Genomic DNA, 22269 nt, shown 5'->3' on the forward strand with positions numbered 1-22269 from the left:
CCTTGCGCGTACTGCTGACCGGACACCAGGGCTACCTGGGCACCGTGATGGCTCCCGTCCTCGCGGCCGCCGGACACGAGGTCGTCGGCCTCGACTCGGGCCTGTTCGCGGACTGCGTCCTCGGCCCGCCGCCCGCGGACCCGTCCGGGCACCGGGTGGACCTGCGCGACGTCACGGCCGAGCACCTGGCCGGGGTGGACGCCGTGATCCATCTGGCCGCGCTCTCCAACGACCCGCTGGGATCGCTGGCGCCCGACCTCACCTACGACATCAACCACCACGCCTCCGTACGGCTGGCCGAGCTGGCCCGCGACGCCGGAGTGCGACGCTACCTGTACGCGTCCACCTGCTCGGTCTACGGCGCCTCGGGCGACCCCGACTTGTCGAACTTGGTGAACGAGGACGCCCCGCTGCGCCCGGTGACGCCGTACGCGGAGTCCAAGGTGCGGGTCGAGGACGACCTGCACGCGCTCGCCGACGGCGACTTCACCCCGGTGTACATGCGCAACGCCACCGCGTTCGGCTTCTCACCCCGGTTGCGCGCCGACATCGTGCTGAACAACCTGGTGGGTCACGCGCTGCTGTCCGGCGAAGTGCTCGTGATGTCCGACGGCACCCCGTGGCGCCCGCTGGTGCACGCCGCCGACATCGCACGGGCCTTCACGGCCGCGCTGACCGCGCCGCGTGAAGCGGTGCACGACCGGGCGTTCAACATCGGCAGCGAGATCAACAACGTCACGGTCGCCGAGATCGCCGAGCAGGTCGCCGAGGCGGTGTCCGGCTCGAAGGTGGTGATCACCGGGGAGACCGGTGCCGATCCGCGGTCGTACCGGGTGGACTTCGCCCGGTTCCGCGCCGCGATCCCCGACTTCGACTGCGAGTGGACGGTGAAGCAGGGTGCGCTCGAACTCGCCGACGCCTACCGGAAGTTCGGGCTGACCCAGGAGGACTTCGCGCGGCGCTTCACCCGTCTCGCCGTGCTGCGCGCGGCGTCCGAGGCCGGCGCCGTCGACAGCACCCTGCGGTGGCGCCGATGACCTCGATCGGTGAGGAGATGCACGCGCTGGTGGAGCGGTTGTACCCGCTGTGCCGGAGCATCACGGGCGACGGTGTGCGCGCCACCCTGGAGATCATCGGCGAGTACGTTCCGCTTGAGGTGCACGAGGTGCCGACCGGGACGCAGGTGCTCGACTGGACGGTGCCGCAGGAGTGGAACATCCGGGACGCGTACGTCGCCGACACCGCCGGCAACCGGGTGGTCGACTTCGCCGCGTCCAGCCTGCACGTACTCGGCTACAGCGTGCCGGTGTCGCGGACGATGCCACTGGCCGAGCTGCGCGAACATCTGCACACCCTGCCGGACCACCCGAGCTGGGTGCCGTACCGCACCAGTTACTACACGCCGGATTGGGGGTTCTGCCTGGCCCAGGAGACCTTGGACGCGCTGCCGGACGGCGAGTACGAGGTGCGCATCGACTCCACGCTCGCGGACGGGCACCTCACCTACGCCGAGCACGTGGTCCCCGGGCAGGTCCCCGACGAGGTGATCGTCTCCTGCCACGTCTGCCACCCGTCCTTGGCCAACGACAACCTGGCGGGCATCGCGGTGGCGACGTTCCTGGCCAGGGCGCTGGCGCAGGGGACGCCGTACTACACCTACCGGTTCATCTACGCGCCCGGCACCATCGGGGCGATCACCTGGCTGGCCCGCAACGCGGAGCGGATCGAGCGGGTCAAGCACGGGCTCGTACTGGCCTGCGCGGGCGACTCGGGCCGGCTGACGTACAAGCAGAGCAGACGCGGCGACGCGGAGATCGACCAGGTGATGAGGCATGTCCTCGCCGCCACCGAACGCCCGCACCACGTCACCGAGTTCACTCCGTACGGCTACGACGAGCGGCAGTACTGCTCGCCCGGGTTCGATCTCGGTGTGGGATCGCTCAGCCGGACCCCGTACGCCGGGTATCCCGAGTACCACACCTCGGCCGACAACCCGGACTTCGTCTCCCCGGCGGCGATGGCGGACACGCTCGACGTCTGCCGCGAGGCGTTCGCCGTCCTCGACCGCAACCGGCGGTACCTCAACCTCAGCCCCTACGGCGAACCGCAGCTGGGACGGCGGGGGTTGTACGAGTCGCTCGGCGGCCGCAGCGACGCCAAGCAGGCCCAGATGGCCATGCTCTGGGTGCTCAGCCTCTCCGACGGCGAGCACGGTCTGCTCGACGTCGCCGAGCGGTCCGGGCTGCCGTTCGACACGGTCGTCGTCGCGGCCGATGCCCTGGGTGCCGCCGGGCTGATCAAGGCATGACGCCGATGACCACCGAAGGGGAGACGACGACACCGGCGGAGCGGCGGACCGCCAAGCGGGCCGTCGCGGGCCGGCTGTCCTGGGGACTGGCCGACCAGGCGGCCTCCAGCGTGTCCAACTTCGCGGTGGGGATCTACGTGGCGCGCTCGCTGGGGCTGACCGCGTTCGGCGTGTTCAGCCTGGCCTGGGTGACCTACGGCGTGGTGCTCAACGTCTCCCGCGGGCTGGCCACCGATCCGCTCGTGGTGCGCTTCAGCGGCGTGTCGGCCGGGTCCTGGCGCGCGGCGGTGGCCCGGTCGTCGGGCACCGCGCTCGGCGTCGGCGCCGCCCTCGGCGCGGTGTCGCTGGTGGCCGGCCTCGCTGTCGGCGGCCGGGTGGGGACCGCGCTCGCCTGTCTCGGCGTCGTCCTGCCGGGACTGCTGCTGCAGGACGCGTGGCGGTTCGCGTTCTTCGCCGCCGGCGCCGGGCGGAAGGCGTTCGTCAACGACATGGTGTGGGGCGTCGCGCTCGTCCCCGCCCTGGTGGTGGCGGCCCGGGTGGGCAGCGTGGCCGCCTTCGTGCTCGCCTGGGGCGCGTCCGCCGGGGTGGCCGCGGTGTACGGCTGCCTCCAGTCCGGCATCCGGCCCCGGCCGACCGGGGCGCGCGAGTGGCTGGGCAAGCACCGCGACCTCGGCTCCCGGTACCTGGTCGAGAACGTCACCAACAGCGGCGCGAGCCAGCTGCGGGCGTACGGGCTCGGCGTGATCGTCGGCGTCGGCGCGGTGGGGGTGATCCGCGGCGCCGAGCTCCTGCTCGGCCCGTTCCTCGCCGTGCTGATGGGTCTGTCCCTGGTCACCGTCGCGGAGGCGGCGCGGGTGCTGCGGCGCTCCCCGCACCGCCTCGGCGCCTTCTGCCTCCTGCTGGGCGGCGGGCAGGCCGCCGCCGCAGTGCTCTGGGGCGGGGCGCTGCTGCTCGTTCCGGACCGGTTCGGCGAGCTCGTGCTCGGCGGCGTCTGGAGCGCCGCATCGGAGCTCATCGTGCCGGTCACGGTCGGCGTCGCGGGCGCCGGCCTCGGCACCGGCGCGGCGGCCGGGCTGCGCGCGCTCGGCGCGGCCCGGCGCAGCCTGCGCAGCCAGCTGGTCGCCTCCGCCTGTTACGTCGTCGGCGGGCTCGGCGGCGCGGCGGCGGCCGGCACGGTCGGCTCGGCCTGGGGCGTCGCCGCCGCGACGGTCTGCGGCTCGGCCGTGTGGTGGCTGCACTTGCGCTCCGCCCTGCGCGAGCACCACCGGAACCCCCTTCCCGAAGTGAGGACCTCATGACCGCCCGACCCCGGCTCAGCATCGGCCTGCCCGTGTACAACGGCGAGGAGTACCTCGCCGAATCGCTCGACGCCCTGCTGGGCCAGACGTACGAGGACTTCGAACTGGTCATCTCCGACAACGCCTCGACCGACGGTACGCAGGACATCGCCCGCCGGTACGCCGACAAGGACTCACGCATCCGGTACATCCGGCTGCCCCGGAACATCGGCGCGGCACCGAACCACAACTACGTGTTCACCGAGTGCCGCGGCGAGCTGTTCAAGTGGGCCTCCCACGACGACCTGTACGCCCGGGATCTGCTGCGGCGCTGCGTGGAGGCGCTGGACGAGCGGCCGGAGGTGATCCTCGCGCACGCCGACCAGGCCGTCATCGACGGCGAAGGGCAGGTGAAGGTCCCCTACGAGTACACGCTCGCCACCAGCTCCCGGCACGCGCCGGAGCGCTTCCGCAGCATGCTGTTCGAGCCCGGCGGCGACGACTTCTACGGGGTGATGCGGGCCGACGTGCTGCGCCGGGTGAAGCCGCACGACAGCTACCACCACGCGGACCGCACGTTCGTCTCCGAGATCGGCCTGCACGGGCCCTTCCACCAGGTGCCCGAGCTGCTGTACTTCCGCCGCGACCACCCCACCCGCGCCGAGCGGGCCAACCCTTCCAAGCGCTCCCGGTGCGTCAACCTGGACCCTCGCCGGGCGGGCCTCCTGCACCCGACGCCCCGGCTGCTCGCCGAGTACGTCTGGGGCTTCGTCTCGGCGATCCGGCGGGCGCCGCTGTCCGCCGCCGACCGCCGCGCGTGCTACGGGCACCTGGCCGCGTGGGCGACCAGCCGGGTCCGGCCGGGTGCCGGCGAGCGGGTCGAGGACCGCGCCCCGGTCGACCCGGCCCGCCTCACCGTCTCGGTCGACGCCCTGGTCGCCGGCCGCGAGGGGAGGCGGCAGGCATGACGTCGGCGGACGGAACCCCGGTACGTGTCGGGGTGTTCGGCCTGCTCGGCTCCGGCAACCTCGGCAACGACGGGTCGCTGGAGGCCGTGCTCGGATACCTCCGCGCACGGCACCCGAGGGCGGTCGTGGACGCGCTGTGCGGCGGACCCGAGGTCGTGAAGGCACGGTACGGGATCCCCGCGACGCGACTGCACTGGTACCGGGGGGAGTACCGGACCGCGTCACGCGCGGGCGCGGTCGCGGGGAAGGGCCTGGGAAAGCTGGTCGACGCCTTCCGCACCGCCTCCTGGGTGCGCCGGCACGACGTGGTGATCGTGCCGGGGATGGGCGTCCTGGAGGCCACGCTGCCGTTGCGGCCCTGGGGCTTCCCGTACGCCCTGTTCCTGCTCTGCGCGTCCGGCCGCCTCTTCGGGACTCGGGTCGCGCTGGTCGGCGTCGGCGCCGCGCCGATCGGCAATCGGGCGACCCGGGCCTTGGTCGGCTGGTCGGCGCGGCTGGCCACGTACCGGTCGTACCGGGACGCCCAGTCCCGCGACGCCCTACGGGCGATGGGCGTGGACACCGCGCGCGACGAGGTCCACCCGGACCTCGCCTTCGCCCTGCCGTCGCTGCCGCCCCCCGGGCTCTCGGCCCCGCCCGGGCAGGGAGGCACCCCCCTCGCGCCCTCGGGTCCGCCGGGTCCGGTCTGCGTCGGCGTCATGGCCTTCCACGGCGGCGACGACGACCGCGCCCGGGCCGAGGAGATCCACCGGCGCTACCTCGACGGGACGACCCGCTTCGTCCGGGCGCTGGTCGAGGAGGGCAGGCCGGTCCGGCTGCTCACCGGCGACGAGGCCGACGGCTCGGTGGTCTCCGCGATCCTCGACGCGGTGGACTCCCCGCTGGTCACCGCCGCCGAAGCGGCCTCGCTGGCCGACCTGATGAAGGAGATGGCGGCTGCCGACACCGTGGTGGCGACCCGCTACCACAACCTGGTCTGCGCCCTGAAGGTCGGCGTGCCGACGCTCGCGCTCAGCTACGCCGCGAAGAGCGACGCCCTCATGACCGAGATGGGCCTCGCCCCGTACTGCCACCCGGCTCGCGAGGTCGACGCCGACCGGCTGCTCGATCAGTTCCGGGCGCTGGAGCGGCGCGCGGCGGAGCTGCGGCGGACCCTCACCGAGCGGAACCTGACCGCCACCCGACGTCTCGAAGGCCAGTTCACCGCCTTGACGGCGGCCCTGTTCCCGACGACCGACCCGACCCACGCCGACGCCCACGCCTTGCGGGAGACCCCATGAAAGCGATCGAAGTCCCGGAGATCGACGGCGCGTACCTCTTCGAGCCGACACCGTACGCCGACGAGCGCGGCTTCTTCTGCCGCACCTTCGACGCCGAGGTGGTCCGCTCGGTGGGCCTCGACCCGGACGCCTTCGTCCAGGACAGCCTGTCCCGCTCGGCCAGGGGCGTGCTGCGCGGCATGCACCTGCGCTCCGGCGCCGGTGAGTCCAAGCTGGTGCGCTGCTCGTACGGGAAGGTCTTCGACGTCGTCGTCGACCTGCGGCGCGACTCGCCGACCTACCGCAACCGGGCCTTCTTCGAGCTGTCCGGCGAGACGCAGGTGACCCTGTACATCCCCGCGGGGTGCGCGCACGGCTTCCAGGCGCTGACCGAGACCGCCGACACCTCGTACCGGATCGACCGCCCGCACGATCCGGCCGAGGACGTGACGATCGCCTTCGACGACCCGGAGCTCGCCATCCCATGGCCGCTGCCGGCCGTATCGATGTCCCAGCGGGACCGGGAGGCGCCGGGACTCGCCGAGGCCTTGAAGCGGAGCCTCTGAACCAAGCCCTGAAGCACAAGGAGAGATGAAGTCAGCGTGGACACCGAAGAGTTCCCCCTCCCCCGGTCGCGGCAGGCGAACGAGCGGCTGCACGCCCTGATCCCCGGGGGCGCGCACACCTACGCCAAGGGCGACGACCAGTACCCCGAGAACCTGGCCCCGGTCATCAGCCACGGCCTCGGCGCCCACGTGTGGGACGTCGACGGCAACCGCTACATCGAGTACGGGTCAGGGCTGCGGTCGGTCAGCCTCGGTCACGCCCACCCAGGTGTGCTGGAGGCGGTACGGCGGGAGATCGACCGCGGCAGCAACTTCGTCCGGCCGTCCATCGTGGAGGTCGAGGCCGCGGAACGCTTCCTGGCCACCGTACCGACCGCCGAGATGGTCAAGTTCGCGAAGAACGGCTCCGATGTCACCACCGCCGCGGTGCGCCTCGCCCGCGCGGTCACCGGGCGCCCCCGGGTGGCCGTCTGCGGCGACCATCCGTTCTTCTCCGTCGACGACTGGTTCATCGGCACCACACCGATGTCCGCCGGCATTCCCGCGTCGACCACCGAGCTCACCGTGGCGTTCCCCTACGGGGACCTGGCCGCCACGGAGGAACTGCTCACCCGGTACCAGGACGAGGTCGCCTGTCTGATCCTCGAACCCGCCGGCCACGCCGAGCCGCCGCCGGGGTACCTCGCCGGCCTGCGCGAACTGGCCGACCGGCACGGCTGCGTACTGGTCTTCGACGAGATGATCACCGGCTTGCGCTGGTCCGAGGCGGGCGCCCAGGGTCTGTACGGCGTCGTCCCCGACCTCTCCACGTTCGGCAAGGCGCTGGGCAACGGGTTCGCCGTCTCCGCGCTGGCCGGGCGCCGCGATCTGATGGAGTGGGGCGGGCTGCGGCACTCCGGCGACCGGGTGTTCCTGCTGTCCACCACGCACGGTGCGGAGACGCACTCGCTGGCCGCGGCGATGGCCGTGCAGACGACCTACGTCGAGGAGGGCGTCACCGCGCGGCTGCACGCCCTCGGCGAGCGGTTGGCCGCCGGGGTCCGCGAGGCCGCGGCCGCCATGGGCGTCGGCGACCACCTCGTCGTCCGTGGCCGGGCCAGCAACCTGGTCTTCGCCACCCTCGACGAGAACCGGCAGCCGTCGCAGGAGTACCGCACCCTGTTCCTGGGCCGACTCCTGGCGGGTGGGGTCCTCGCCCCGTCGTTCGTGGTGAGCAGCGCGCTCGACGACGCCGACATCGACCGCACCGTCGACGTGGTGGCCCAGGCGTGTGCGGTGTACCGGAAGGCACTGGACGCCTCCGACCCCACCCCGTGGCTGTCCGGGAGGCCGGTGAAGCCGGTGTTCCGCCGCCTGGTGTGACATGACGTGACCTCACGTCAGCGGCGCTGCCACCGACCGTGGCCGGAGATCCGGTCGACCAGCCACGCGGTCGCCGGAACGACCGCCAGCGCGGTGCACCAGCCGCCGAGGACGTCGGTCGGGTAGTGGGCGCCCAGGACGACCTGCGCCCAGCCCATGGCGGCACCGGCGGCCAGCGCCGCCGCGAGCACGAGCGAGACGCCGGCCGTCCTGCCGAGGCCGAACCGGCCGGTCGCGAGCAGCGCCACCGCGAGGGCGAGCGCGGTGAGGAAGCCGGTGTGCCCGCTCGGGTAGGACAGGTTCTCCTCGCCGTGGATGGTGCGTCCCACCAGGTGCTTGAGGAGCCTCGTCGTCGCCACGGTGATGCCGACACCGGCGACGACGAGCACCGCCGCGCGAGGACGCCGCAGCAGCAGGCAGCCCGTCACGGTGGCCGCGACCAGCGCCGCGGCTCCCATGGGTTCGCCCAGGAAGTCCGTGGCCAGGGCGACCTGCCGCCCCCTCGGCCCCACACCCTCCACCGCCGCCACGATCCGCGCGTCCACCGTGCCGGACCGGCCGGCGTCGGCGTACAGGACTCCGAGCACGACGACGACCAGTGCGCCGAGGACAGCGGTCAGCCCGAGCCACGCGCGCAACGACGGGAGCAGCACCACGGGTGCGGGCCGGTCCCCTTCGGCCAGGCGTTCCAATGCGAGCCCCCCGTCGTGTCCGGCCGTCGTGGCCGGCCCACCCTCCGGCGACCATATACCGCGGGCGGGGCCGGATTCGGGCCGATCTCCTCTCCTCCCCCAGGGCTTCGTCCGGGGGAGGAGAGGACTCGGAGTCAGCGCGGAGTCAGCGACGGGCGGCGGCCGTCACATCGACGCGGGCGATGGGGGCCAGGGGGTGCCGCTTGCCGGTCAGCATCCCGTCGAACCGCTTGTCGTCGGTGAGGTACCGCCGGAAGAAGGCTTCGACGTAGGCCGCGCCGACCTGGCGTTGGGCGGACTCGGTCAGTTGCGGCGCAAAGGCGGAGCCACCGGGTTCGGTGCACTGGCCGGGGTGGTCGTCGTCGTGGCCGGCGTCGTCGCCGGCGGCGACCTCTCCGCTCTCCGGCGACCACTCTGTGTTGAAGTAGTTGTGATTCGCGCCGTGTACCGCGACCTGGTGGAATCCGGCGGAGCTCCGGGCGGTCGCGTCGGCGGCGAAGGAGAAGACCTCACGGCCGACATGGCCGTCGCAGGTCCCGCGCAGCACGGCCACGGGGGTCTTCGTGATCTCGTACGCGGTCATGTCCTCGGTCATGACGTTGTAGGCGGGAGCCAAGGCCATGACCGCCCTGACCTTGACTCCGGCGGGCCACTGGGTCTTGTGGCGGTCGGCCGCCTGCCAGGTCACGCCTGCGCCGCCGCGGGAGTGGCCCATGGTGCCGACGTTGTTCAGGTCGACGTGGTTCCTGAAGTCGACGGGCTGGGATCCACCCGTGGCCGCGTCGCGGAAGGCGCCGACGAGACCGCCGCGGCCCGAGGCGCTGAGCTGCTGCCACAGGGCCAGGTGTCTGTTGATCAGGTCGGCCCGCACGGAGGCGTTCGCGTCTCCCTCCGACGACGAGGCGTTGATGCCGTTGGCACGGATCGACACGACGACGAAGCCGCGGCGGGCCAGTTCCTCGCCGAGGTAGTCGTAGCCGCGGTCGTTGGCGATGGGGCGGGTGCCGGGGGCGCAGGGCCAGCTGAACAGCTTCAGGCTGGCGGCCTCGTACGCGTCCCAGTCCTGGGCGAGTTCGGCGGCGCGGAGGGCTTCCGCTGCCTCCCGGTCCGCGCACGTCTCGTGCAAGCCGTGCAGTTGGACGATGAGGGGCCGCGGCGTGGAGCCGAGATCCTTCGGGTAGTGCACGGTCGCGGCGATCTCGACCGGCTCCCCGGTGCCCGGCAGCCGATAGGCCTGGTCGCCCAGGTTGTAGGTGACGGCGGCGACGCCCTGCGGCCCCTCGGCCCGAGCGAGGGGGGTCGCGGCGGCCACGGGGCTCCCCGCCAGGGCCTGCGGCACGAAGAGGGCCGCCGCGGAGGCGGCGACGGTGCAGGCCCGAAGCAGGCGGCGGCGAGCGGCCGGGGGTGTGTCGTGGTGATTCAAGGAACGGTCTCCATGAGCGGTGAAGGTGGCGCCGGAAGCAGCTCCCGAGCGCCACACGATGGCTTCATTCCGACAGACGTCCGAGAAGGCCCGCGGTTGCCGGTCCCCTCACGACTTCGCGTCGGCGGGCAGACGGGTGCGGAGCCCCGGCCCGGCCGTGCAGCCGGGGGGTGTCCCCCGGAGCAAGTCGGTGGGTCGCCCCAGCGCGGTCCGCGTCACGGCGAACGAAGATCACTTCAAAGGCTCGGGGAGCCACCGCACACAAGGAGTGATCAGGATCCACAGGTACAGCAAGACGACCGGCCGACGAGGGTTCCTCGTCCTCACGGGAGCACTCGCCGCCACGACACTGGCCACCCCTCTGGCCGCCGCGGCACCGGCCGGACGGGCACCCTCGGGCGCACCCGACGCCTCCGCCGCATCGACCCTGTCCGCCGAATCCGGCACGGCGAACGGGAGAACAGCCCTCGTACGGTCTCTGGAACGGGCCGCTCACCCGCTGGGTTCCACGGAGCCCGGCGGCAGGACCGGTGACCTGCGGGCGCTGAGCACCATGGTCGGCGATGCGAAGGTGGTGGGTCTCGGCGAGGCCACGCACGGTTCGCACGAGTTCTTCGCCATGAAGGAACGCGTCTTCCGGCACCTCGTCGAGGAGCGCGGCTTCACCGCCTTCGCCCTGGAGATGAGCTGGTCGGCAGGGCTCAGGATCGACGAGTACCTCCAGGGCGGTCCCGGAGACCCACGGACGATCGCGGAGGAGACGCTGGCCGGATCCCCGTGGGAGCGCGAGGAGTTCGTCAGCCTGATCGGCTGGATGCGGGAGTACAACCGCCGCCACCCCGGCCACCGGGTCCACTTCATGGGGGACGATCTGGGGGCGCCGAAGCTCGGCGACCACGTCTTCGCGCGCGTGCTGTCGTCCGTCGGCGAGACCCGGCCCCAGGTACTCCCCCGGCTCACCGAGCTGTACGCCGGGCTGCGCCCCTTCGACGACATCTTCGCCCACCTGCGCAAACCCGTCGCGGAACGCGAGGAGTACGCGGCGCGCGCCCAGGAGGCACTCGACCTGGTGGCCGAGCACCAGGAGTCCGGCGGCACGGACTACGCGTGGACGGTGCGGCACGCCCGGAACATCGCGCAGACCTTCGCCTTCGCCACCGTCGACCTCGCCGACCCGGCCTCGGTCACCGCCGCCGAGCGGCTGCGCGACCAGGCCATGGCCGACAACGTGCTGTGGTGGCAGCGCCACACCGGCCACAAGATGCTGCTGTCGGCCCACAACGGCCACGTCGGATACCTCTCGACCCACCCGGACATGTACCCGCGGACCCAGGGCGCCGTGCTGCGCGACCGCCTGGGCGACGGCTACGCCGCCATCGGCTTCAGCTTCGCCGGCGGCTCCTTCCTCACCAAGGACACCTCCCTCGCAGGGGAGTGGAAGCCGGTCACCGTCCCGGCAGCACGCCCCGGCATGAACGAACACGTCCTGGACCGGGTCGGGTACCGGGACTTCTACCTCGACCTGCGAACCGCTCCCGCCGCTGCCCGCGCCTGGCTCGACCGTGCCCGGCCGGTCTACGACGCGGGCTCGACCTTCACCCCCGATCCCTTGCCCACCATCGCCCTCGGCCGGGCCTACGACATCCTCATCCACCTCCATCGGGTCCGGGCGGCCGACGAACTCCGACCGCCGGCACGTGGATCGGCCGCCGCGCCACGCGTGAGGGTCTGACGGTCGCCCGGGCTTCATGTGAGACTTGCCGGATGGACCAAGGGCGCGAGTCGCGGTGGGAGAAGGACGCCATGACGGTGGAGATCATGTTCGCCCTGGTGACGGCCGGTGTGCTGGCCGCGCTCGTCTTCGGTGTGCTCCTGGTGCCGGCGATGGTCGTCGGTGTCTCCGAGCCTGCGGGGAAGGGCCTGCTCGTGGTGGGGGCCGTGCTGGCCGGTGCCGCCGCGGTGTGGCGTGTGGTGCGCGTGCTGCTCCGGTTCGACGCACGTCGGCGTCAGGGCCGTTGACCCGCGGAGCGCATCGGGGTGACGCGCTCCGCGGGCGCCCCGTCGACGTCAGGGTTTCCTGCGGGCGTCGTGACGCGGACGGGGCTGTCGGGCATGGGACGTGCTTCCTTCCGGCAACGGGACGGCCTGCGGGGACGGCGGGGGCACGGCGGGCGGCGGCTCGACCCACGAGCCGCTTCGGATCCGGGTTCAGGACAGGAAGAGCGCCGCGATGCCCGCACCGGCGAGCAGGCTCTCGATCTGCGTGCGGCTGAGTCCCGGCGCGGTGGGGGGCGGGGAGGGTTCAGGGGCGGGGAAGGCCGCGACCAGCGCGTACGGCGCGATGCGCGCCCCGAAGGGCCCCGGCGACAGCGGGCGTTCGCGCGCCGCGGCGGCGACGAGGCGGGCCGCCCGTACCGCTCCGGCGACGTCGTCGCTTCTACTCCGTGCGGTGGGAAAACGGCACCGATCGGGATTGATCACCGGCCGGTGTTTTCGGCGCGAGCTCCGCCCCTGCGGGCGAGCGCACGCGCCGGCCGGAGGTTGTGCGCCGGGGCGCTCCCCCGACCCGGTCCGGCCATGTCGTGGCTACGGAATCACGGGCGGGCGGTGTCGTGGCGCACCCCCGGGAAGGCTCCTTCCCGGGGGTGCGCGACTGCCTGGGCTCTGCCGAACTCAGGGCGGCTCGGCAGGTGTTCCGGTAGGCGGTGTGTGATCAGTTCGCGTTCACGAGGTCGTGCGCGGGGACGGTCACGGTCCGATTGCCGGGGGTGCCGCCGAGGACGACCTTCCGCAGGGCACTGTTGTTGTCGAGGTTGGTCTCCTTCAGCCGCTTGGCCGGGTTGGCCAGCACCTGGATGTAGTAGGTGCCGTTGGGCACGTCCGTGATGTCGAACGACTGCCCCGGCAGGTCCTGGGTGTAGGTGTCACCGGAGCCGACGTCCAGCACCTCGCGGACGGAGATGGAGTTCTCCTGGCCGCAGGCGGTGGAGAGGTCGGTGTTGAAGGGGTGCCAGTTGGCGTTCTTCACCGTGTAGTCGACGGCGTCGGTGTTGGCGAGGCAGAAGGCCTCCTTGCCGCTGCGCACCGCTTCCTTCTTGTCGGCCTTCAGCAGCCGGTAGCTGGCGAAGTCGGTGAAGTGCCAGTGCACGTGGCCGGGACGCGGGTCCCACTCCATGGTGCCGGTCGGGGTGTACCCGACCTGCTTGCCGTTGGCGTCGTAGAAGTACTGGTAGGCGTCCATCTTGGCCTTGCCGGGCGAACGGAAGCCGTCCACCACGAGCTGAGCCGGGCCGGCGTTCCAGACGTTGGCGCTGAAGGCCAGGTAGTCCTTGCCGGGAATGTTCTGGGCACCGTCGCTGATGGTGATGCCGTAGGCCGGCAGCGACCGCAGGTCGGGCTTGGGGACGGCCGGGACGGAGGGCGTGCCGGTGGGCCGCTTGGCCTGCGGGGTGAGGGCGGGTGCCTTGCGCGAGCCGTCGGTCTGCCCGGCGGCGTCACCGGCCTGCAGGTCCTGCACGTCCTGCGCGTCGGCGCGCTCGGCCTGCTGCTTCTTCGTGGCCCACGGCAGGGCCGGCGGCGCGGCCTTCAGCGGCCCGTGGCCCACGTTGTACGAGGGGCCCGCGCCGCTGGTCACCGGTGCGGCGGCCTGGACGGGCGTCGGACCGTGCCCCGGACCGTGCCCGGCGTGACCGGTCGGAGCCTGGTGGGCGCTGCCGTGCGCGGCGTGCTCCCCGGCGGTGGCCGGCTTGGCGGCCGAGACACCGGGTCCCTCCTCCCAGCTGCGCTCCTGGACGGTGACCTTCACGGTCGCCGGCTTGTCGGCGATCCCGAAGAGGTCCCGGTACTTCTTGGCGACCCCGACCTTGGCGGTGTACGTGCCGACGGGGAGCTTCACCGGCTGGGTGTAGGACCCGGCGTAGGTGTTGGCGGCCCACCCCTTCTCGACGCCCCACACCGAGCCGAGGGTGAACGCGTTGGTGGGGCAGCTCTCCGGATACTTCGAGGTGGAGGGCGCATCGGGTCGGACCCGTCCGCTGGCGTTGTTCGGACAGAAGCTCTCCGTCCGGCTGACGACCTTCTTGCCCGTCTTGTCGGTGACGGTGATCTCCGCGAAGCCGGGCAGCCCGGAGAAGTCCTTCACGGTGCCCAGGGGCAGCGCCTTGGCCTTGGCCTTGCCGCCCTCGTAGACGGTCTGGGTGATGGTCACCGGGTCCTTGTAGGACTTCCGGTTCACCTTGAGCTCCAGCGGTGTGCCCTCCGCGGTGAGGTAGGTGCCCAGGTCGAGGTAGACCCCCGGCTCCTCCTTCCAGGAGGTGAGCGTGACCGAGTCGGTCGCCGCGATGAGACTCAGCTTGGGCCCCGTCGCGGCCTTCGCCTGCTCCGGCGTCGCGGCCATGATGCCGGCCGTCACTGCCATGACGGCGACGGCCGTGGAACCGGCGAGCAGCGGACGCCGCAGCCGGGTGGTGCGCGTGGTGGTCATCGTTCCCTCGTTCTCCGGATGCTGTGAGAAGGAAGCGGGCAGCGGGCCACCCGGCCGACGGGACTGCACGAGCCGTCCGTCCGGCACGGTGAGAGGCACTCGCTGCGCCCGTGGGGTGAGAGGAGGGGACCGGATCCCCGGTTGTCCCGGGAGCCGAAATCGTCAGGATGTTGGCCTGATAGTGCTGTTGTGGTGGGGCATTCGGCGGCACGTCTCAGGCGTCGCGCTTCGGGGCGAGCGCCCGGTCCGTACGGCGGAAGGCGGCGCGGTAGGCGCTCGGGCGGTGGCCGGTGTGGCGGGCGAAGAGGGCGGCGAAGGTGCCGGGGTCCTGGTAGCCGACGGCCGCGGCGACGGCGGCGACGGTGCGGTCGGTGGCCTCCAGGAGGTGGCGGGCGCGGCGGATCCGGGAGGCCTGCAGATGGGCCAGCGGGCTGCGTCCGGTCTCCTCGGCGAAGCGGCGCAGCAGCGTGCGGGTGCTGACCCGGAAGATGTCCGCGAGCGCGGCCAGGTCGTATCGCTCGGCGAGGTTCTGGTCGAGCCGCCTCATGACCCGTTGGGAGAACGCTCCGCCGGGCTGCGGCAGGAGTCGCGGGTCGACGTACGGGGTCTGTGAGGTCCGCGCGTCGTCGACGAGCGCCACCCGCGCGGTGGCCCGGGCCACCCGGGCGCCGCTGTGCCGGCGGATCAGGTCCAGCGCGAAGTCCCACATGGCGCTGAAGGCGGCCGTGGTCGTCACGCCCGCGTCGGTGACGACCAGGTGCTCGGGCCGGACGTCGGCCTCCGGGCAGCGCCTCGCCAGTGCGTCGGCGTACAGCCAGGACGTGGTGGCCCGGCGCCCGTCGAGCAGCCCGGCGTCGGCGAGCAGGAACGCGCCGACGCACAGGGAGACGACCGCGGTGCCGGCGGCGGCCTGCGCGCGGATCGCGGCGATCTCGGGGGCCAGCCCGGCGAGGTGTGCGTCGAGGTCCGTGGCCGGGGCCAGTTCGAAGCCGGGGACGACGAGGACGTCGACCTCGCGCAGCGGACGCACGTCCAGGCTCGCGCCGCCCGAGGCGGTGACCCGGCGGCGGGGCGAGACGACGGACACCCGGTAGCCGGGCGCGTCGGGTCCTGCCACGTGTGCGGCCATGGTCAACAGGTCGGGGACTCCGAAGACTTCGGACGCGAAGCAGCCCGGGTGGGCGAGGACACCGACCCGCAAGGCACCCGCCTCGGCACCCGGGCGTCCGTGTACCTCCGCCCGCCCCGTCGCCTCCGTCATCGCCCCCGTACCTCCGTCGTCCTCGTGCCTCCGTCGCCGTCCCGTACCGCTCCTCGCCGCGTGGCGCGCCTCGTCGCGTGGCGAGATTACCTTCGAGCTTGGCGATCCGGCCCCTCAACGCACCGCCGGGCACGGGCCACGCTGTCCTCATGACCGATGATCCGATCACCGATTTCACCCGCCGGAGCGTGGCCGTGGAGGGGGTGACGAAGACCGTGTACGTGGCCGGGGCCGGACCCGCCGTCGTGGTGCTGCCCGAGATGCCGGGCATCAGTCCCGACGTCCTGCGGCTCGCCCGTTGGGTGCGGGACGCGGGCTTCACCGTCCATGTGCCCTCCCTGTTCGGGACGGACGGCGCCTTCCCCACGGTCGCGGGCGGCCGGGAAGTCGTCCGCCGCGCCTGCGTCAGCGCGGAGTTCCGCGCCTTCGCCGGCGGCGGCACCAGCCCGGTGACGGTGTGGCTGCGGGGTCTCGCGCGCCAGGCCCACGAGGCTTGCGGCGGGCCCGGGGTGGGCGCGATCGGCCTGTGCTTCACCGGCAATTTCGCCCTCGCCATGGCCCTGGAACCGGCGGTGATCGCCCCCGTGGTCAACCACCCGTCACTCCCCCTCGACGACCCCGGCGGACTCGAACTCGACGCGGCGGACGCGCGTGCGGTGCGTGACCGGATCGCCCGCGACGGACTCACCGTCCTCGCCTACCGCTTCGAGGGCGACCGCTGGTGCACGGGGCAGCGGTTCGCCGCCTACCGCGCGCTCCTCGGCGACGCCTTCGACGGGCGCGTCCTCCCGGACGACGCCGCGAACCCGGCCCCACCGCCCTTCTTCGCCGACCTGGTCGGCACCCCGCACAGCGTCGTCACCGCCCATCTCGTCGACGAGGCGGGCCACCCCACCGTCCGGGCCCGCGACGAGATCCTCGCCTTCCTCACCGACCGCCTGCACCCGCCCGGAGAGTGACACGTCGTCCACCTGCCCTTCTGCCACCATGGGCCGGTGAACGACACAGAGGCGGAGAAGGACCCCGGACGTGCGGACACCGGCGGGCGGGGGCGACGCCGGCGGGACCCGGAGTGGACGTACGCGGCGCTGCTCGACGCGCTGCTCGGGCTGGTCTCGGAGGAGGGCAGGGAGCCCACCCGGAAGGCGATCGCGGAGCGGGCGGGAGTCTCCGAGCGGACGGTGTTCGTGCACTTCGCCGACCGCGAGGCACTGTTCGTGGCGGCCGCCCGGCGGCAGGCCGAGCGGTGGCGCGCCCATGCGGAACCGGTGCCGCCCGCGTGGCGGACGGCACGCAAGGTGGAGGCGCTGCTCGCACAGCGCGGCCGGATGTACGAGGTGATGACGCCGATCCGGAAGATCGGGCTCGGTCTGGAACCGGATTCGCCGGGCCTGCGCGGGGTGATGGCCGAGGGGGACGCCTGGTTCCGGGCGGACCTCGCCGAGGTGTTCGCGCCGGAGCTGGGCAGGGTGCCCGACGCGGAAGAGGCCGGCGGACTGCTGGACGCTCTGGAGGCCGCCTCGTCGTGGGCGGTCTGGGACCACCTGCGCTCCCGCCGGGGGCTGGACGGGACGGCGGCGCGTGCGGCGATCGACCGCACGCTCCGGGCGCTCCTGGGGGTCGGGCCGCACACCTCTTGACTCGTATTGCAGTCAGACTGCAATAGTGGGCGTCCTCACCGAGAAGGGCGTGACACTGCCATGACTTCGATGAACCGGCGCGGCTTCGTCGCGGCGGCCGCCGCGATGGGCGCCGCGGCCGCCTCCGTCTCCCTCAACCCGCAGACCGCCCAGGCGCTCGCCGGGCACCTGCCCCAGAAGGTGCGGACCCCGACGCGGACCGACGGGCTCCCGTACGACGACGAGACCGACTTCGCCGACGCGGAACGCGGCTTCATCGCCGCGTTCACCGGCGGACCGATCACCACAGCCGCCGGGAAGACCGTCTGGGACCCCGACGCCTACCGATTCCTCGCCGAGTCGGCGAGCGGCCGAGGCGACCGGGACGAGCGTGAGGTCCCCGACACCGTCGACCCCAGCCTGTGGCGGCAGGCGCGGCTCCTGTCGCGCCAGGGCCTGTACCGGGTCACCGACCGGATCTACCAGGTCAGGGGCCTGGACCTGTCCAATATGACGATCGTCGAGGGCGACACCGGCATCATCGTCATCGACCCGCTCATCTCCGCCGAGACCGCCGCCGCGGCCCTCCGGCTGTACCGCACACACCGCGGCGACCGTGCCGTCCGGGCGATGATCTACACCCATCCGCACGTCGACCACTTCGGCGGCTGCCGGGGAGTGCTGCCGGACGGCGGCGGGGACGTACCCGTCCTCGCTCCGAAGGGCTTCATGGAGCACGCGGTCAGCGAGAACGTGTACGTCGGCACCGCGATGGCCCGCCGCGCCGCCTATATGTACGGCTCCACGCTCCCCAAGAACGCGAGCGCACAGGTCGGCTGCGGGCTCGGACTGACGGTCTCGCTCGGCACCGTCGGGCTCATCGCCCCCACCCAGCACATCGGCACCACGGGAGAGGAGGTCGTCCTCGACGGGGTGCGGATCCGGTTCCAGATGACCCCGGGCACCGAGTGCCAGGAGGAGATGAACTTCCTCTTCCCCGACCTGCGCGCGGTGTGCATGGCGGAGAACGCCACCCACACCATGCACAACATCCTCACCCTGCGCGGCGCCCAGGTGCGCGACGCCCACGCCTGGGCCGGCTACCTCACCGAATCGATCGGCCTCTACGACGGCACCGCCGACGTCGCCTTCGCCTCGCACCACTGGCCCACCTGGGGCAACGACGCCATCGTCGACCTCCTCACCCACCAGCGGGACCTGTACGGCTACCTGCACGACCAGACCGTCCGGCTGATCAACCGGGGCCTGACCGGCATCGAGATCGCGGAGTCCTTCCGGCTCCCGCCCCAGTTGGAGGGCGTCTGGGCCAATCGCGGCTACTACGGCTCGCTCAGCCACAACGTCAAGGCGGTCTACCAGCGGTACATGGGCTGGTTCGACGGCAACCCGGCCCATCTCTGGGAACACCCGCCCGCCGAGGAGGCCCGCCTCTGGGTGGAGTCCCTCGGCGGCCAGGCCGCGGTCCGCGCCCGCGCCCGGCACTACGCCGACCGGGGCGAGCTGCGCTTCGCCGTCACCCTGCTCAACCACGCCGTCTTCAACGACCCCCGGGACAGCCGCGCCAGGCATCAACTCGCCGCGCTCTACACCCGCCTGGGACAGGCCGTCGAGAACGCCGTCTGGCGGAACTTCTACCTCACCGGCGCCCAGGAACTCCTCCACGGCATCACACCCCACGCCACCGCCGCGCTCGGCCCCGACATGTACCTGGCCCTGACCGTCGGCCAGATCATCGACAGCCTCGCCGTCCGCGTCGACGGCCCGAAGGCCTGGTCGCTACGGATCACCATGGACTGGCACATCGGCGCCGACCACTGGCACCTGCGCCTCGCCAACGGCCTGCTCACCTGGACCAAGGACACCCGCCCCGCCGCCGACGCGGGCCTGACCATGACGATGACCAAGCCCCAGCTCCTCACCCTGCTGGCCGGAAAGGGCACCGCCGGCATCACCATGACCGGCGACCGCGCGCTCCTGCCCCGGCTGCTCGCGGTCCTCGAAACCCCCGAGCCGGAGTTCCCGATCGTGACTCCGTGAGACCGGTGCGGCCGGTGCCCGCCCTCGGGCCGCGCACGCTTCAGGTCAGCGCGCCGCGGTCGAACCGGGGGCGGCTCGACCTGCTGGCGCGACCGACGCCGGCGTCGTGGCCCTCAGACCCCGGCGGGCGACCCCGCCCGCGGCCTGATCACGGCGGGAAGGGCGCGGATGCGTTGAGTGCGGGGCGTGGTCATCCCAGCGGGGGCCAGGTGAGGACCGCTTCGTTCTGGCTGGTGAACTTGGACATGGGCGCGAACCGGAAGTAGAGGTCGCGCATCCGCGAGGAGAACGGGCCGTCCAGCTGCTCGTTCTCGCTGAGCGCACGGGCCGCGGCGACCAGTGCCTCGGTCCGCGGGCGACGCTCGTCCTCGTAACCGCGCAGGGCCGCAGGCAGGTCCGTCGCGTCCTTGAGGTGCTCGGCGAGGACGACGGCGTCCTCGATGGCGAGCGCCGCGCCCTGGCCGAGGCTCACCAGCATCGGGTGCGCAGCGTCCCCGAGCAGGGTCGTGCGTCCCGTGCCCCATCGCTGCAGGAACGGTCGGTCCTGGGCGGTGATGGTGACGATCGTCTCCTCGGGGGTGACCCTGATCGCCTCCTGTACCTCGTCGGCCCAGCCGGCGAAGACGCCGGCGATCTTCTCCTTGCCGAGGCGCGGGGTCCCGGAAACCCAGTCGGGGACGTTCTTCGTCCCCCACCAGTACGCGCGGCCGTGGCCGATGTCGGCGAGGCCGAAACGCTGGCCGCGCCCCCAGTAGTGCGCGGCGTACCCCTTGGTCAGCCGCGGATGGCTGAAGGGTACGGTCGCCAGCCAGCACACGTAGTTGCCGGACCGCGGCTCCTCGGCGCCCGCCACCTGCCGCCGGATCGCGGAGTTGAAGCCGTCCGCGCCGATCAGGACGTCGCCGGAGGCCTTCCGCCCGTCCTCGAAGGTGACCTCGACCCCGTCGTCGCCGGTGACGAACCCCGTGGCCGCGGCGTTCACTTCGATGACCTGGTCGTCCCCGAGCGCGTCGAGGAGCGTCTGCTGGAGGTCGGCGCGGTGGACGGCGTGGTTCGACGCGCCCAGCCGGTCCGCGAGTTCGCGGAACGGAAGGGCCCTGATCAGCCGGCCGCGCTTGGTGAGGAACTTCAGTTCGTCGAAGACCTCACCGCGCTTGTCCAGGCCCGGGGCGATGTCGATGCCCTGGGTGCGCAGCGCCAGGACGGCGTTGGACATCAGGGAGACCGCCGTGGTCCCCGGTCGCAGCTCGGGAGCCCGTTCGAAGATCTGGACCTCGACACCGGCTCGGCGCAGCGTGGCCGCGGCCGCCAGTCCGCCGATCCCGGCCCCGATGACGAGGGCCTTGCGTGTGGAGTGCTGCGTCATTTCCCGCTCCTATCGGCCGGCCGCCGATCGAGGCGGCCGGCCATCGCTTCTGCGACCTTCTGGGCGACGACGTTCACGTGCGATTTCTCCGGGAGGACCACGTGGTCACCGGGAACGTGCCGAGGACCAGGTGCGTGGACTCAGCCGTCCAGGGGCTTGCGGGCGCGGAGGATGACGTCGAACCGCCCGGGGTACTGGCGATCCATCGGCTCGAAGCCCACTTCGGTGTACCACCGCTCGAATTCCTGCGGCGTGTAGGTGCGGCCCTCGGGCGACGCGACCGTGTGGAGGTACGCCGACATGAACGCGGCGTGGGCGGGACCGGTCTCGTCGTCCTCCTGGGCGACGGCGACGATCACCATGTGACCGCCCGGCTCCAACGCCCGGTAGGTCTTCGCGAAGAGCTCGCGGACCTGCTCCGGGGACCAGATTTCGAGGAACCGGGAGTACACGACGCAGTCGTGGGACGACGTGGGGAACTCGTCCTGCAGGATGTCGGTTCCGATCGCGCGGACCCGCTCGGACAGGCCGGCCTCGGCGATCCGGTCGTTCGCCATCTTCGCCACGTTCGGCAGTTCGAGGATGGTCGCCTGGAGCTGCGGCCAGCGCTGGGCGAAGCTGATGGCGTTGGTTCCGGTGCCTCCGCCGACGTCCAGTACGCGCTGGTACGACGAGAAGTCCACGGTGTCGACGAAGTCCTCGACCACCGAGCGGCTCTGGTGCTCCATCATGGCGGTGAACACCTTCTCGAGGTTCTCGTCCTCGCCGAGGAGCTCGTAGAGCGTGGTCGCCGACGATCCGGCGAGCAGCTCGCGGTGCAGCCCCAGGTTCTCGTTCTTCACCAGCGATTCGTACAGCCAGCCCACCGGCCGGTACAGCATCTCCTGCGTGTAGCGGATGATGACGGGCATGAAGGCGTCAGGATCGCCCGCCAGGAGATCGGTGGCGGCGGTGTTGTGATATCCCTCGCCGTCCTTGCGCACGAGGTCGAACGCGGAACACCCCAGCAGCAGCACGTGTCCCGCGCGTTCTTCGAGCCCCAGTTCGGCGGTGATCTCTTCGAGGGTGCTGCCCGGCCGCTCCTTGAGGAAGGTGAACAATTCCAGGCGTTGCGCGGCATGCAGGAACGGGAACCGGAAACTGCCGTACACCATATTCCACAGGTCGTCCAGGGCGGTCGCCGACGGTTCGGTCATGATGATCCCCTTCACGGAATCGCGGGCCTCCGGCGTATGCCTTCGGCCGAGTCGTGGTGAAGTCCGGCATCGTCCGGTTCTGCCGATCGATGGCCCATGGGGCGCAGGCAGCGGAAGCCGGCGCCGCGGATCGCCATCCGCGGCCGGCTTCCACGACGAATACCGCCGCCCGACAGGCCTGAGCGGGCTTCGGTGCAACAGAGGCAACAACAAACTCCGGTGGTCACACAAGGCCCCTCATGCGGCGATGATCACTGTGGGTGGCGTGAATCGTGCGGTGCACTCTTCCGCATCCCTTCACTTGAGGCCGCCGGAGCCCCGAAGACGCTCGAAATACTTTTGTTTACAAGGCCGAAAACCACCCAGTCAACCAAGTACTGCGACTACCAGGATCCCTGCGTTCTGGATGCGTTCCGCTCGTCCGTGCAAGA

At 72.1% G+C, this 22269-nt stretch carries 19 protein-coding genes; 12 read left to right on the forward strand and 7 right to left on the reverse strand.

Annotated features, from left to right (window positions below):
- Window positions 1–2 precede the first annotated feature (2 nt).
- Genes OG259_RS02650 through OG259_RS02680 form a run of 7 tightly spaced genes read left to right on the forward strand, consistent with a single transcriptional unit; the run spans window position 3 to window position 7740 of the window.
- The gene (locus OG259_RS02650) at window positions 3–1037 is read left to right on the forward strand and encodes an NAD-dependent epimerase/dehydratase family protein (RefSeq protein ID WP_328940679.1); all 1035 of its coding nucleotides are present in this window, start codon (window positions 3–5) and stop codon (window positions 1035–1037) included.
- Window positions 1025–2308: a DUF4910 domain-containing protein gene (locus tag OG259_RS02655; protein WP_328940680.1), complete on the forward strand. Its 1284-nt coding sequence runs from the start codon at window positions 1025–1027 to the stop codon at window positions 2306–2308. Before OG259_RS02650 ends, OG259_RS02655 begins: the two co-directional genes overlap by 13 nt.
- Complete coding sequence (locus tag OG259_RS02660) at window positions 2305–3606, forward strand: hypothetical protein (RefSeq protein WP_328940681.1); 1302 nt, start codon at window positions 2305–2307, stop codon at window positions 3604–3606. Before OG259_RS02655 ends, OG259_RS02660 begins: the two co-directional genes overlap by 4 nt.
- Window positions 3603–4553: a glycosyltransferase family 2 protein gene (locus OG259_RS02665; protein ID WP_328940682.1), complete on the forward strand. Its 951-nt coding sequence runs from the start codon at window positions 3603–3605 to the stop codon at window positions 4551–4553. The genes OG259_RS02660 and OG259_RS02665 overlap by 4 nt, the downstream gene beginning before the upstream one ends.
- Window positions 4550–5833, forward strand: a complete 1284-nt coding sequence (locus OG259_RS02670) for a polysaccharide pyruvyl transferase family protein (protein WP_328940683.1) — start codon at window positions 4550–4552, stop codon at window positions 5831–5833. Before OG259_RS02665 ends, OG259_RS02670 begins: the two co-directional genes overlap by 4 nt.
- Window positions 5830–6378 (forward strand): dTDP-4-dehydrorhamnose 3,5-epimerase, encoded by a 549-nt coding sequence (gene rfbC / locus OG259_RS02675; protein ID WP_328940684.1) that lies wholly within the window; start codon window positions 5830–5832, stop codon window positions 6376–6378. Before OG259_RS02670 ends, rfbC begins: the two co-directional genes overlap by 4 nt.
- A gap of 36 nt (window positions 6379–6414) precedes the next feature.
- On the forward strand, window positions 6415–7740 hold the full coding sequence (locus tag OG259_RS02680; protein WP_328940685.1) for a glutamate-1-semialdehyde 2,1-aminomutase: 1326 nt from the start codon (window positions 6415–6417) through the stop codon (window positions 7738–7740).
- Between the two features lie 17 nt (window positions 7741–7757).
- Here the strand turns inward: OG259_RS02680 and OG259_RS02685 are convergent, their stop codons facing one another.
- Both OG259_RS02685 and OG259_RS02690 read right to left on the reverse strand, forming a co-directional pair.
- Complete coding sequence (locus tag OG259_RS02685) at window positions 7758–8432, reverse strand: phosphatase PAP2 family protein (RefSeq protein ID WP_328940686.1); 675 nt, start codon at window positions 8430–8432, stop codon at window positions 7758–7760.
- A 145-nt stretch (window positions 8433–8577) separates the two neighbouring features.
- Window positions 8578–9855, reverse strand: coding sequence for an alpha/beta hydrolase (locus OG259_RS02690; protein ID WP_328940687.1), 1278 nt, complete (start codon window positions 9853–9855; stop codon window positions 8578–8580).
- 268 nt (window positions 9856–10123) lie between these two features.
- On the opposite strand from OG259_RS02690, the gene OG259_RS02695 reads away from it, so the two are divergent.
- Both OG259_RS02695 and OG259_RS02700 read left to right on the forward strand, forming a co-directional pair.
- Window positions 10124–11587 carry an erythromycin esterase family protein gene (locus OG259_RS02695; protein WP_328940688.1) on the forward strand — a complete coding sequence of 488 codons (1464 nt, stop codon included), beginning with the start codon at window positions 10124–10126 and terminating at the stop codon, window positions 11585–11587.
- 32 nt (window positions 11588–11619) lie between these two features.
- Window positions 11620–11874 (forward strand): DUF6332 family protein, encoded by a 255-nt coding sequence (locus tag OG259_RS02700; RefSeq protein ID WP_328940689.1) that lies wholly within the window; start codon window positions 11620–11622, stop codon window positions 11872–11874.
- Window positions 11875–12063: 189 nt separating this feature from the next.
- On the opposite strand, the gene OG259_RS02705 is transcribed toward OG259_RS02700, so the two are convergent.
- The 3 genes from OG259_RS02705 to OG259_RS02715 form a co-directional block, all read right to left on the reverse strand.
- On the reverse strand, window positions 12064–12336 hold the full coding sequence (locus OG259_RS02705) for a hypothetical protein (protein ID WP_328940690.1): 273 nt from the start codon (window positions 12334–12336) through the stop codon (window positions 12064–12066).
- Between the two features lie 232 nt (window positions 12337–12568).
- Complete coding sequence (locus OG259_RS02710; protein ID WP_328940691.1) at window positions 12569–14338, reverse strand: lysyl oxidase family protein; 1770 nt, start codon at window positions 14336–14338, stop codon at window positions 12569–12571.
- 214 nt (window positions 14339–14552) lie between these two features.
- Window positions 14553–15599 carry a GlxA family transcriptional regulator gene (locus OG259_RS02715; RefSeq protein ID WP_328940692.1) on the reverse strand — a complete coding sequence of 349 codons (1047 nt, stop codon included), beginning with the start codon at window positions 15597–15599 and terminating at the stop codon, window positions 14553–14555.
- A gap of 149 nt (window positions 15600–15748) precedes the next feature.
- Between OG259_RS02715 and OG259_RS02720 the strand changes: the two genes are divergently transcribed.
- The 3 genes from OG259_RS02720 to OG259_RS02730 are packed head-to-tail and all read left to right on the forward strand — an operon-like array spanning window position 15749 to window position 19276.
- Window positions 15749–16558, forward strand: coding sequence for a dienelactone hydrolase family protein (locus tag OG259_RS02720; RefSeq protein ID WP_328940693.1), 810 nt, complete (start codon window positions 15749–15751; stop codon window positions 16556–16558).
- Window positions 16559–16594: 36 nt separating this feature from the next.
- A complete protein-coding gene (locus OG259_RS02725; protein WP_328940694.1) occupies window positions 16595–17239 on the forward strand; it encodes a TetR/AcrR family transcriptional regulator in 645 nt (214 codons plus the stop codon).
- A gap of 60 nt (window positions 17240–17299) precedes the next feature.
- A complete protein-coding gene (locus tag OG259_RS02730) occupies window positions 17300–19276 on the forward strand; it encodes an alkyl/aryl-sulfatase (protein WP_328940695.1) in 1977 nt (658 codons plus the stop codon).
- 190 nt (window positions 19277–19466) lie between these two features.
- Here the strand turns inward: OG259_RS02730 and OG259_RS02735 are convergent, their stop codons facing one another.
- Both OG259_RS02735 and OG259_RS02740 read right to left on the reverse strand, forming a co-directional pair.
- A complete protein-coding gene (locus tag OG259_RS02735; RefSeq protein ID WP_266900073.1) occupies window positions 19467–20642 on the reverse strand; it encodes an FAD-dependent monooxygenase in 1176 nt (391 codons plus the stop codon).
- A 140-nt stretch (window positions 20643–20782) separates the two neighbouring features.
- A complete protein-coding gene (locus OG259_RS02740) occupies window positions 20783–21838 on the reverse strand; it encodes a methyltransferase (RefSeq protein WP_328940696.1) in 1056 nt (351 codons plus the stop codon).
- Window positions 21839–22269 lie beyond the last annotated feature (431 nt).

The organism is Streptomyces sp. NBC_00250, from assembly GCF_036192275.1.
In the GTDB taxonomy this organism is placed as follows: domain Bacteria; phylum Actinomycetota; class Actinomycetes; order Streptomycetales; family Streptomycetaceae; genus Streptomyces.